This is a genomic window from Actinomyces mediterranea (assembly GCF_900155595.1).
In the GTDB taxonomy this organism is placed as follows: domain Bacteria; phylum Actinomycetota; class Actinomycetes; order Actinomycetales; family Actinomycetaceae; genus Pauljensenia; species Pauljensenia mediterranea.
In genome coordinates this window covers 1,361,078-1,372,903 of the sequence record NZ_FTPB01000004.1, presented here as the reverse complement: position 1 = coordinate 1,372,903, position 11,826 = coordinate 1,361,078, and the positions used below count along the sequence as shown (strand labels likewise).

Annotated in this window: 9 protein-coding genes; 1 reads left to right on the top strand and 8 read right to left on the bottom strand. The window is 64.9% G+C overall.

What is annotated here, in order from left to right; all coding sequences use genetic code 11:
• Nucleotides 1-39: 39 nt before the first annotated feature.
• From BQ7471_RS10080 to BQ7471_RS10050, 7 genes are all read right to left on the bottom strand, one after another.
• Nucleotides 40-1,299: a Fe-S-containing protein gene (locus tag BQ7471_RS10080; RefSeq protein ID WP_407922689.1), complete on the bottom strand. Its 1,260-nt coding sequence runs from the start codon at nucleotides 1,297-1,299 to the stop codon at nucleotides 40-42.
• A gap of 125 nt (nucleotides 1,300-1,424) precedes the next feature.
• Nucleotides 1,425-2,045 carry an iron transporter gene (locus tag BQ7471_RS10075; protein WP_076465956.1) on the bottom strand — a complete coding sequence of 207 codons (621 nt, stop codon included), beginning with the start codon at nucleotides 2,043-2,045 and terminating at the stop codon, nucleotides 1,425-1,427.
• Nucleotides 2,046-2,087: 42 nt separating this feature from the next.
• Nucleotides 2,088-3,347 carry an FTR1 family iron permease gene (locus BQ7471_RS10070; protein WP_328586653.1) on the bottom strand — a complete coding sequence of 420 codons (1,260 nt, stop codon included), beginning with the start codon at nucleotides 3,345-3,347 and terminating at the stop codon, nucleotides 2,088-2,090.
• Between the two features lie 171 nt (nucleotides 3,348-3,518).
• Entirely contained in the window at nucleotides 3,519-4,151 is a 633-nt protein-coding gene (locus BQ7471_RS10065) for a response regulator transcription factor (RefSeq protein ID WP_076465954.1), read from the bottom strand.
• Nucleotides 4,148-5,293, bottom strand: a complete 1,146-nt coding sequence (locus tag BQ7471_RS10060; protein ID WP_076465953.1) for a sensor histidine kinase — start codon at nucleotides 5,291-5,293, stop codon at nucleotides 4,148-4,150. Before BQ7471_RS10060 ends, BQ7471_RS10065 begins: the two co-directional genes overlap by 4 nt.
• Before the next feature lie 94 nt (nucleotides 5,294-5,387).
• Nucleotides 5,388-6,167 carry an ABC transporter permease gene (locus BQ7471_RS10055; protein WP_083663372.1) on the bottom strand — a complete coding sequence of 260 codons (780 nt, stop codon included), beginning with the start codon at nucleotides 6,165-6,167 and terminating at the stop codon, nucleotides 5,388-5,390.
• A gap of 33 nt (nucleotides 6,168-6,200) precedes the next feature.
• Nucleotides 6,201-7,106: an ABC transporter ATP-binding protein gene (locus tag BQ7471_RS10050; RefSeq protein WP_129583428.1), complete on the bottom strand. Its 906-nt coding sequence runs from the start codon at nucleotides 7,104-7,106 to the stop codon at nucleotides 6,201-6,203.
• A 196-nt stretch (nucleotides 7,107-7,302) separates the two neighbouring features.
• Between BQ7471_RS10050 and BQ7471_RS10045 the strand changes: the two genes are divergently transcribed.
• Entirely contained in the window at nucleotides 7,303-8,964 is a 1,662-nt protein-coding gene (locus BQ7471_RS10045; RefSeq protein WP_076465950.1) for an L-lactate permease, read from the top strand.
• Nucleotides 8,965-9,031: 67 nt separating this feature from the next.
• On the opposite strand, the gene ppdK is transcribed toward BQ7471_RS10045, so the two are convergent.
• Entirely contained in the window at nucleotides 9,032-11,743 is a 2,712-nt protein-coding gene (gene ppdK, locus BQ7471_RS10040; RefSeq protein WP_076465949.1) for a pyruvate, phosphate dikinase, read from the bottom strand.
• Between the last annotated feature and the right edge of the window lie 83 nt (nucleotides 11,744-11,826).

The following is an 11,826-nucleotide window of genomic DNA, read 5'->3' as shown; positions in this document are numbered from 1 at the left end:
TCGGCGTGTGGGGGAAGCGTGTGCGGGCGGGTCGGCGGCTCATGCGAAGACGCTCGCACTGTCTTCGAGGACGGACAGGGGCACAGTGAGGGTCCCATTCGATACTTCGTACTCGATGGGGATCGGATTGCACCCGCCCTTGAATCCGATCGTGGCGATATTCATCGCGACTTCACAGAGTTTGCAGATGATCTTGCCGTCCTTCTCGTAGTAGCCGCTCGGCCCGCAGATCTCGCACGCATCGAGGCCGACCCCGTAGGAGGATCCGGCCTTCTGGATGACGATGAATCGCACCTCCACCCCTGATGAGGTCGTGTGGGCGAAGCGGTGGAGGTGCCCGTCGGAAATATTATTGAGATCGATGACGATGCGCTCGTCCGCAACGGAATACGACTCCGGTTCGGATAGTTCCACGTCGGCGCTGCCGACTGCGACGCCGACAGTGATGAGGATCGCGCCGCACAGATAGCCCATGGCGGCGCCTCCCGCCATCCACTTCCACACGCGCACCTGTGCGCGGTAGAGGCGGGACTCCGCGGGGTTGTCGCCCTGACGGGGGATGAGGCGCGTCGAATACCAGATGCTGGCGGCGACGCCGACGAGGCAGGCCATGGCGAGGATCGGGAAGAGCGCCTCGTGGTTGATGAACCAGGAGATCGCGGTGAAGACGGTGTTCGATACGACGAGGATCCGCTGAGCGACGAGGATCCGCACGATCATGAGCGCGTGGGTCGTGCCAAGGGTGATGACGATGATGACGAGTGGCCACATCCGCGTCCCGCGGGCGCACAGCCGCGCCGAAGTCCAGCCCAGTGCTGCGGCGATCACCCATCCGAGGGCGTATCCGACGAGGGCGAGGACCATGCCGGTTGAGAATAGCTCCACCCCCGCGGGGAACATCATGATGGCCTGGGTGAATGCGGTCGGTGCTGCGCGGAACACGATGAGTGCGATATAGGCGGATGCGGCGGCGCTCATCGCCCGCTCGAGTCCCGCACGCCCGCTCTGTTGTGCAGCGGATACGCGCAGGAGGCGGGCGAGGATGATGAGGGCAATGGCGAGGAGGATCGCGGGGGGCAGCGTCCATAGGGCGACGGTCTGCCGGTTCACCGCCTTGGGCGCGATGGTATTGACGACGGTGAGGATGAGCGCGGATACGAGGCCGGAGAGGATGGCGCCCGTGATGATGCGCGCCCGCAGGCCGACCTCGGCTCTCCCCCTTCCCCGCCTCGGCATCGCGGCGGTGACGGCACCGACGGCGAGTGAGGTCAGCAGGAGTGTGAGGAGGACCTCGCTCATCTGCTCGATCATGGTGTTCAGACTCTTCTTCCCGTGTCAGGACCGTCGCGAGCGGGGGCCGCCCGTTGCGGATGGCGCAGACGAGGCGGGTCGAAGGATCCCCTTCGACCCGCCTGAACGCAGCATCACCATTCTACTGCGGAGGGATCCCACTGGAAGTCCGTGAACTCCGCGACGATCGGCTCGGTCCAGAAGCGGCCACCGACACCGGTGGCGGCATCGGTGTGCAGCAGCCAGCCGTTCTCCTCCGGGGAATGGACGATGAACTGGACGGTGTAGGTGCCTGCGTCGAGCTTGGGCAGGTTGAGCCCGTAGTGCGGACCGTCAGAGGCATTCATCGGCATGAAAACCCCCTCGAGCACCGTGGAGCCGTCCTTGCCGATGAACTTGTACTCGACGGTGAGGCCGGGGATGAAGTCGCCGACGCCGTATCCGAGGTCATTGCCCTCGACAGCGGAGATGTCCGCTTCGATGTGCATGGACGCCTCAGACGCGGCGAGCTGGAGCTTGGGCTCCATATCGACGGGCTGGAAGTAGACGCCCGCGATCTTCAGGGGGCCGGAGAAGACGTCGTCCCCGAGGGGGAACTCGTCGAAGCCCGCGTCTTCGCCGGGGGCGGGCGCGGACGGCGCTGCATCGGCATTCGTCGAGGTGGTGGACGTCGAGCCGGAGGAGCATGCGGCCAGCCCTGTCACGAGGGCGAGTGCCGCTGTTGCGGCGCCGAGTCGGATGAGTGAGCGCTTCATGAATGATTCTCCATGTCAGTGTCGGATGGGGGTCGGCACTCGTCACTTCGCTGCGGCTGCGCGGCGCTTGCGCCACGAGCCCCAGAAGTACAGGCCGACGATGATGATGAGGACCAGCGCCTGCGCGGCGAGGTTCTCCACTCGGGGATAGATCCCCAAGAGGTCAATGGTGGGGAACCCGCCCAGGGGCGTCAGCGACACGACGTCGGCCTCTTGGAGTTCCTTGATTCCCGATCCCGTGAAGGTGATGGCCATGACGGCCAGGAGGATCGAGGTGACGGTGAAGAAGGGGCGCAGGGGGATCCGCAGCGCTGCGAAGCGGATGAGCAGGTACACGATGACGAGGATGACGGCGCCCGTTCCCAGTCCGATCCATACGTGCCGGACTGCCCCATCGGCCGCGGAGATGATCGGGACGTAGAAGAGGATCGTTTCTGCGCCCTCGCGCAGGACTGCGAGGAAGGCGATGAAGGCGAGTCCGATGAGGGAGCCGCGGCTCAGCGAGGCGTCGGTGCGGCCCGAGATGTAGCGCTCCCACCCTTTTTCGCTGGACGCTCTGATCATCCAATTCGATACCCAGATGAGCATGGCGACTGCGACGAGGGCTGTGACCCCCTCGAGGAGTTCCTGGTTGGCTCCGGCGAGGTTCGTGAACACTGAGAAGGCGACTGCCAGGGCGATGGATGCCGCCAGGGCGAGGACTGCTCCCGCCCATACGACCCTCTCCTTATCTGCGTGCCCCGTCTTGGTCAGGTAAGCGAGGATCGCTGCGACGACGAGGATCGCCTCCATGCCTTCGCGCAGGATGACGAGCAGTGAGGGCACGAAGCCCGACAGCCATGGGCTCGTCGACGCATTCGCCGTCCCGCTCTTTCCGTCGAGGGTGGCGGCGTCTTCGAGGAGGAAAGTTTTGAGCGTCGCCGTATGCACGGCGACTGCGTTGCTGTCGCCGTCGGTCATCGCCTTCTTGAGTAGGGAGAACTCCATCTCCACGGTCGAGACCCTCTCTCCGGAGATGCGCGCCAAGACTTGCTTTTCGAAGCCGAGGGTCTCGTAGCGGCGGTAGTAGGCGGTGTTCACCCCGTTTTTGCCGCCCTCGGCGTCTCCGGCGAGGAAGGTCGCCTGTGCATCGTCGAGGATCTGCCCCATCTCCTCTGCGACTTCGGTCCAGGTCTGCGGCTGGGAGTCGGCGTGCGCTGCGGGAGGGGCGGTGAAGAGGAGGGCTGCGACGAGTGCGAGGAGGAGTGCGAGGAGGATGTGGTTCCGATGTCCGGTGATGGTCGAGGGCATGGCTCCACTCACGGTGTACGACTCCTTGGCGATTACGGCTGTTCGGGATGGGCGGGACACGTCGTTCATCAATGCCCCGCATTACGCATACACAGCGTAACCAAATTAATGTGAGGTGTAAATATTCCTCATAAGCGTTACCTAAATGTGATTGCGAGCGCTGCGCTCCCGATCAGCGGATCCTCAGAGCCATCCCGCATCCGTCGCGATGCGCACCGCCTCCGCCCTCGTCCTCGCATTCGTCTTCGCCATCACAGCGGAGACATGATTGCGCACCGTCCCCGGTCCCAGACCCAGTTGCGCCGCAATATCCGCAATGGTTCCCCCCTCTGCGACCGCGCGCAGCACATCGACCTCCCTATCGGTCAAAGGGGAGGCTCCGCGCGCAAGAGTCTCGACGGCCAGCGTCGGGTCGATGATCCGGTGCCCGGCGCACACGCGGCGCACAGCATCGGCGAGCTGTTCGGAGGGGGCGTCCTTCACCATGAAGCCACTCGCCCCGGCGTCGAGAGAGCGCTGCACGTATCCGGGCCTTCCGAAAGTGGTGAGCATGAGGACCCTGACTGAGGGGAATCGGGACCGGATCGCCTCACAGGCGGTGATCCCATCCATATCGGGCATTTCCACATCCATGACGACGACATCGATTGGCGCTGGAGTCGCAGCGATCGCCTCCACGGCCTCGCGACCACTACCCGCTTGGGCGACGACATCGATATCCTCTTCCAGCGACAGCAGCGTCGCCAGGGCCCCTCTCACCATCTGCTGGTCGTCGACGACGATGACGCGCAGACGACCGCCTCCCGGGATGCTCATACCGCCTCCATATCGAGGATCCATTCATCCCCCTCGCTTCTCCACGCCACGCGACCGCGGTCGCCAACGCGTTCGCGCAGCCCCTCAAGGCCATTGCCCGGACGCTGCGGCGTCAACGTCGTCCGACTCCCCCTCACGCCATCATTGACGATCCTCACTCCGTGAGCGCCCACAGTGATGATGACGCGACTCGGGCGCGCGTGGTGGAGCGCATTCGCACAGCCCTCCCGAATGGCGTGTGCGATGAGCGTCGAAGTGGCACCGGGGGCGGGTTCGGCATCGCGGCGCACCTCGAGGAGGACTCCCGCCGCGGCGAGGAGTTGCGCGGCGGACTCGATCTCCGCATCCACTAGGAGAGTACGATTCGCGCTCACCACGGCGCGCACATCGGTCAGAGCCTGGCGCGACATTTCCATCAGATCGTCGATCTGGGCGCGGGCGTCATTGATCCTACCGGTGTCGAGGAGACGCCCGGCCAAATCGGCTTTCACAGTGATCCCCGTGAGCGTCTGCCCGAGGATGTCGTGGAGGTCTGCACTGATCCTGCTGCGCTCCCTCTCCTGGGAGAGGGCGAGTTCCTGGGCGGCCTTCACCTTGTCGAGGCGCTCCCGGTCGATACTCGTGCGCGCGAGGAGGCATACGGCGCTCGCCATGAGGATCGTCAAGAAAGGGAATACTCCCTCCCTCGGCCAGATGAAAGTCTCGATGCCGACGAGTGCCGCGAGAGCTCCCATACCCGCCGGGAGCCATCGCCTCGGTGCGAGAAGCGCCATCGGAGCCGCGACGTAGCTGAGCATGTACACCCCGCCCGCTCCTCCAGTGCGGGCGATGGTAATCGCCATGATGATCTGGATGAGGACGAGGGCGCCCAGGGTGGAGGCCAGTGCGGGCGTGATCTTCTGGCAGGTCGGCGCCGGGTCGTTGAGCAGCCAGACGGCGAGGTAGGCGGCGCCGAGGGCGATCGCCTCCGCCAGGATGAGCGCACCCGTCCGCGTCTCGATGCCCTCAGAGAGCGCCTCCGCAATGGGGAAGGCGAGGAACACCATGAACGGCACCGCCCACAACAGGGAGAAGAGCCGGGGGTGCCGCTCGACGCGATCACGCCACCCGTTGGCGCCCGCCGAATAGTGGTCGGGGGTCATTCGCTTCTCCTCCTCCGTCTCCTGTGAGACTAGTCGTTCCGGAGGCACTCAATGCGGCGCCCGGGCCGAGTATTCGTGCTCTCCTGCGACCTCGTCACCGGGCAGTGTCGCGTTGCTGCGCCCACACGGCGAGGAGTCCGAAGAGGGCGGTCCACACGGCGATGGAGGCGATCCACGACCATTTGAAGGCTTCCCACCCGTATAGGGGGCATTGGGCGATCTGACTGATCCCGTAGAACGGCGTCCACGGGGCCAGGCGCGCCCAGAATTGCCCCATCTGCTCGATGGGGATGAACATTCCAGCAGCGAATGAGGAGAGGACGGTGACGGCGCTGGATGCGGCGAAGGCCCCATCGGATCTGACTGCGAAGGCGATGGCCAGGCCGATCGTCGCAGGCATGACGGAGGTGACGAGGAGGATCGCACATACCGAGGCCCAGGCTGCGCCCTCCATGCGCGCCCCCGTCAGCGCCCCCACCGTGAAGGTGACCGCGATGACGGCGGCGGCGATGCACATAGAGGCGAGGGCCCTGGCGAGGGTGAGAGCGGTACTCGACAAGGGGGTGAGGGCGTATAGGCGGGAGATGCCGCTCGTCCTCTCGAGTGCGACATTCGCCCCCATGGAGGAGGTCTCGATGATGACGCCGTAGAGGGTCATATTGACCAGGACTGTCGCCGCCACATTCGCGTGGACGGTCCAAATGTCCGAGTAGTCCCGTCCGGCGCCGAACATCATGTACATGAAGATCGGCAGCAGGATCGCAAAACCCAGCGAGAAGGGGTTGGTGAGGAGCTTCCAGAAGGAGTACCAGGCGACGAGGCCGAAGCCCTTCCACCCTGAGGATGTGCGAACGACGACGGCTGGAGATGGCATTGCAGTGGTCATAGTCGGTATCCGATTCTCGTGTCAGGCGGTGAGGGCGGCGAAGACGTCTTCGAGGGAGGAGGCGCTGATCTCGAGGCCGTGCGCCCCGTCGATGGACAGGAGTACGCGGGCGGCCTCGTCGAGATTGTCGCCCGAGACGACGATGATCGACTCGCCCCCGTCGACGCGCTCACACTGGACGTCGAGGCTGATACTCGTCACTTCCCTACAGGCATCGGTGCTGGCGCGATCGGGAACGGCGATGCGCAGGCGGCGGCGCGAGTACGAGCTGCGCAAGTCGTATGTGGGACTGTCTGCTGCGATGCCACCGTCCTTCATGATGATCGTGCGCTGCGCGAACTCTTCTGCCTCGGCGAGATAGTGGGTAGCGAAGACGATGGTGCGCCCCCGTTTCGCCTGGCCCTTCATGAGGTCCCAGAATTCGCGCCTGGACGTCGCGTCCATTCCGGCGGTCGGCTCGTCGAGGATGAGCAGACTCGGATCGGGCAGGAGTGCGAGTGCGAGTCGCACGCGCTGGCATTCGCCGCCGGAGAGTTTTCGGATGGGGCGGCGGGCGAGGTGAGCCAGACGAGTCTCCTCCATCAGGGCCTCGACGCCGAGGGGACGGGCATGGGTCGCGGCGAACAGCGAGAGGGTCTCGCGGATCGTGTAGTCGACGGGGAGTGCGCCGCTCTGATGGACGGCGCCGATGAGACTCGAGGCGATGGCGCGGCGCGGTTCCATCCCGAACAGAGTGGACGTCCCTGAAGTAGGGCGCTGCAATCCGAGGATCATATCGATGAGCGTCGTCTTGCCGGCTCCGTTCTTCCCCAGCAGTGCAACGATCTCACCGACGTCGATGCGCATGGAAACCGAGTCGACGGCAATAGTGGGACCGAAGGTTTTGGTCAGCGCGACGGCCTCAATGACGGGGTTCGTATCGATCATGAGCCAACGGTACGTTTGCGCTGGTCACGCCACCAGTGGCATCAGTGATGGAGGGTGACATGACATCTGTCATGGAGTGTCCGTCATGAGTGGAACGGCTGCGCTGAGAGGAATACTGGGGTTAGGCTGAAAGTCCTGGCACTCATCGTTGAGGCCCCCTCCTAGTATCATCGCCGACCCCGGACAAGGAATGCTGATGTTCGCAAGCGCGTTCACTCCCTCGACAACAGCGGTAGCAGATTCACTGCCCCTGACAGCCCTGCTCGCCCTCCTCCCGCTCGCGGTCTTCTTCGTCATGCTCGGCGTCTTCAAGATCGCGACGCACTGGTGCGCCATCGGCTCGCTCGCAGTCGCCATTGCGGTCGCCGTCCTCGGGTTCCACATGCCCGCAGGACTCTCCCTCTTGTCGGCGACACAGGGCGCCACCTTCGGTCTGCTCGTCATTTGCTACATCGTCGTCGCAGCAGTGTGGCTCTACAACCTATCGGAGGCATCCGGGCGCGGCGACGATGTGCGCGCGGTATTCTCCCTCGTCGGTAAGGGCGATCTGCGTATTCAGGCTCTCCTCGTCGCCACTGCATTCTGCGCCCTCATGGAGGGCCTCGCCGGTTTCGGCGCTCCTGTGGCGATCACCTGCGCAATGCTCCTCGCCCTTGGGCTGCCCCCGATGAAGGCCGCCCTCGTGACCATGGTCGCAAACTCCATCCACGTCGGCTTCGGCGCAATGGCGATCCCCATGATCACCACCGCGAAGCTCGGCGGAATCGACACTCCGCTCATCACATCAACAGCGTCGAGCATCACCCCGCTGTTCCTCATCTGGCTCCCCTTCCTGCTGCTCGCCATGCTCGACGGGGCGCGCGGTGTCAAGGAACTGTGGCCCATCGGCCTGGCATCCGGGATCGGCATGGCGGTCGGTCACTACGCAACCGCGCACTTCATCTCCTATGAGCTCACCGCCGTCGTCGGCGCACTGCTCTCCTTCGCCCTCGCCGCGGGTCTTTTGACCTTCTGGACGCCGTCGACGCCCGACGATCAGCGCTCCGCAGCGAACGGCAGCGAGTCACTCGGCGCGGGCCGCATCACCCTGGCCCTTCTGCCCTACTGGTTCGTCGTCATCGTCTTCGCCGTCGCCAAGCTGTGGAGGTTCGGCGTCGATATCCCGGCCGTTCTCAAGGCGACGGATGTGAAGATCCCCTGGCCGGGATTGGACGGCAATCTCATGACGCTGAGCGGCGAAGTCTCCACGGACACGGTCTTCACCCTGTCCTCGCTGTCCTCCCCCGGCACGATGCTCGTCCTCGCCTCACTCGTCGTCATCGCCGTATACTCGGCGACCGATTCGGACGGGCGCTTCCCCTTCTCCGTTTCGAAGGGCATTGCGACCCTCGGATCGACCATCATGGGGTTGAAGATGGCGATCCTCACGATCACCGCTGTCATGGCCCTCGCCTACGCGATGAACTACTCCGGTCAGACGGTCGCCATCGGAACCGCCCTGGCGATGACAGGTGCGGCCTTCGCCTTCTTCGCCCCGATTCTGGGGTGGATCGGGACGGCTGTGACGGGTTCGGCAACCTCGGCAGGCGCACTCTTCGCGAACCTCCATTCGACGGTTGCCGCGCAGACGGGGCTGAGCCCGCAGCTCCTCCTCGCCGTCAACGAGGTCGGCGGCGGCCTCGGCAAGATCATCAGCCCCCAGAATCTCGCGATCGCCGCGACCGCCGTCAAGGAGGAGGGGATGGAGCCCGAGCTCTTGCGAAAGGCACTGCCCTACTCCGTGGGTCTCCTCCTATTCCTGTGCATCATCACAGCGCTGGCGTCCATGGGGATCCTCGGCTTCCTCATCGCGAACTGATCGCGCGCGTACACGAGGGGGGGTGCCCCCGGGTGAGACCCGAGGGCGCCCCTGTCATCATGGTCGATCAGGCGTCGACATCGGCCTCCACTGCCGCGCGGCCGGCCTCCAGGCGGGCGACCGGGACTCGGAACGGGGAGCAGGAGACGTAGTCGACGCCGACTTCGTGGAAGAAGTGGATCGACGCGGGATCCCCGCCGTGCTCGCCGCACACGCCGAGCTTGATATCGGACTTGGTGGAGCGCGCACGGGTCACGCCCTCACGGACGAGGGTTCCCACGCCGTGAACATCGATGGACTCGAAGGGCGAGACGCCGAAGATGCCGGCCTCGATGTACTGCGGGAAGAAGACGCTTTCGACATCGTCACGCGAGAAGCCCCACACGGTCTGAGTGAGGTCGTTCGTGCCGAATGAGAAAAAGTCGGCCTCCTCGGCGAGGTCCTCCGCAGTCATCGCCGCGCGGGGCAGCTCGATCATGGCACCGATGGTGACACTCGACAGGTCGACGCCGCGGGCACGTGCCACTTCGGCGATGATCGCCTCGCCCTCTTCACGGATGAGTTGGAGTTCGCGGACGGAGCCGACGAGGGGGACCATGATCTCCGGCATCGGGTTGAGCCCGCGGGCGACCAATTCGGCGGCGGCCTCGCACAGGGCGCGCATCTGGAGGGCGAACAGGCCCGGCAGGTAGATGCCGAGGCGCACGCCGCGCAGGCCAAGCATCGGGTTCTGCTCGTGGAAACGGCGAACCGCTGCGAGCATCCTCTCGTCCGCAGGGTCCGCACCTCCCGTCGCCTTGGCGACTGCGACCTTGATCTCCAGCTCGGACAGCGCCGGCATGAACTCATGGAGCGGCGGGTCGATGAGGCGAACCGTCATCGCCTTGGAGTCCATCACTTCGAGCATCTCGAGGAAGTCCTGCTTCTGCAGCTTCTCGAGCTCCCCGAAGGCGGCCTTGCGTTCGGGCGAATCCGGCGCGGACAGGATGGCGCGCTCGACGAGCGGGCGCCTCGCCCCGAGGAACATGTGCTCGGTACGGCACAGTCCGATGCCCTCGGCGCCGAACTCGATCGCCCGACGCGAATCCGTCGGGGTGTCGGCGTTGGCGCGGACCTTGAGGCGGCGGACCTTATCCGCGTGCGTGAGGATGCGGTCGACGGCAGTCACGAGGTCGCGGGTCCCCTCATCGTGGCCGGCTGCGGCGAGGCCCGCATCGAGGCCCTCGGACAGGTAGGTGGTGACCGGGGAGTCCGTGACGGGCACATCGCCGATGAAGATCTCACCACTCTGACCGTCAATGGCGATGGTGTCATCGCCAGTGAGGACGCGCCCGTCAATGGTGACGGTGCCCTTCTCGGCGTCGATCTCGAGGGCCTCGGCGCCGCAGACGCAGGTCTTGCCCATGCCGCGCGCCACGACGGCAGCGTGCGAGGTCTTGCCGCCGCGCGCTGTCAGGATGCCCTCAGCGGCGACCATGCCGGGCAGATCATCGGGGTTGGTCTCGCGGCGCACGAGCACGCACTTGATGCCCTGCGCGGACATCGCCTCGGCCTGCGCGTTGTCGAAGGCGATCTTGCCGACTGCGGCGCCCGGGGAGGCGGCCATACCTCGGGCGATGAGCTCCTTAACGGCACTGGGGTCGAATTGCGGGAACATCAGCTGCGTGAGCTGGTCGCCGGTGACGCGGGTGAGAGCCTCGTCGCGGGTGATGAGCTTCTCCTCGACGAGCTGGGTGGCGATGCGGAACGCTGCCGCCGCGGTGCGCTTACCGACTCGGGTCTGCAGCATCCACAGTTTGCCGCGCTCGATCGTGAACTCGATGTCGCACATGTCACGGTAGTGGGTCTCCAGCTTGCGCATGATTCCACGAAGCTGGTCGTAGGAGGCCTTGTCAATCGACTCCAGGTCGGCCAGCGACAGGGTGTTACGGATTCCGGCGACGACGTCCTCGCCCTGGGCGTTCTCGAGATAGTCGCCATAGACGCCGGAGTGGCCCGAAGAGGGGTCGCGAGTGAAGCACACACCAGTGCCCGAGCCTTCGCCCATGTTGCCAAAGACCATCGTGCAGATATTGACCGCAGTGCCCAGATCGTGAGGGATGCGCTCGCGACGGCGGTAGATCCGGGCGCGCTCAGTGTTCCACGAGCGGAAGACGGCCTCGATCGCCATATCCATCTGGGCGCGCGGATCCTGGGGGAAGTCGATCCCCTTCTGATCGGACACGATCTTCTTGAAGGTGACGACCAGGCCCTTGAGGTCCTCGGCGGTCAGCTCGGTGTCACCCTTGATGCCGCGCTCGGCCTTGAGAGCGTCGAGGGCGTCGGAGAACAGGTCGCCGTCGATGTCGAGGACAGTCTTGCCGAACATCTGAATGAGGCGGCGGTAGGAATCCCACGCGAAGCGCTCATTGCCGGAGATGTTCGCCAGGCCGAGGACGGACTGGTCGTTGAGGCCGATGTTGAGGACAGTCTCCATCATGCCGGGCATGGAGAACTTGGCACCAGAACGGACGGACACGAGGAGAGGGCTCTCGGGATCGCCGAGGGTGCGGCCCATCTGGTCCTCGACGCCGCGAAGCGCCGTAGTGACCTCGGTGGCAAGGGATTCAGGAACGACTGAATCCCTGAGGTAAGCCCGACACGCTTCGGTGGTGATGGTGAATCCCGGGGGAACTGGCAGTCCGAGCTTCGTCATCTCTGCGAGGTTCGCACCCTTGCCTCCGAGCAGGTCCTTCATGGACTTGTCGCCCTCGGAGAAGTCGTACACGTACTTGACCATTGAGGTCCTCTACTTCCGTCATTGCAATGAGTAGCCCGTCGTTAGGCCGCTGGGTGCGAGTCTAGCAAATCAGGGACCTAAGT

Bases quoted from the DNA above. Each gene is read 5' to 3' on its own strand.
- BQ7471_RS10065 (WP_076465954.1), bottom strand. From the start codon at position 4,151: ATGAGCATCCCGGGAGGCGGTCGTCTGCGCGTCATCGTCGTCGACGAC.
- BQ7471_RS10075 (WP_076465956.1), bottom strand. From the start codon at position 2,045: ATGAAGCGCTCACTCATCCGACTCGGCGCCGCAACAGCGGCACTCGCC.
- BQ7471_RS10050 (WP_129583428.1), bottom strand. From the start codon at position 7,106: ATGATCGATACGAACCCCGTCATTGAGGCCGTCGCGCTGACCAAAACC.
- BQ7471_RS10045 (WP_076465950.1), top strand. From the start codon at position 7,303: ATGTTCGCAAGCGCGTTCACTCCCTCGACAACAGCGGTAGCAGATTCA.
- BQ7471_RS10055 (WP_083663372.1), bottom strand. From the start codon at position 6,167: ATGCCATCTCCAGCCGTCGTCGTTCGCACATCCTCAGGGTGGAAGGGC.
- ppdK (WP_076465949.1), bottom strand. From the start codon at position 11,743: ATGGTCAAGTACGTGTACGACTTCTCCGAGGGCGACAAGTCCATGAAG.
- BQ7471_RS10080 (WP_407922689.1), bottom strand. From the start codon at position 1,299: ATGAGCGAGGTCCTCCTCACACTCCTGCTGACCTCACTCGCCGTCGGT.
- BQ7471_RS10060 (WP_076465953.1), bottom strand. From the start codon at position 5,293: ATGACCCCCGACCACTATTCGGCGGGCGCCAACGGGTGGCGTGATCGC.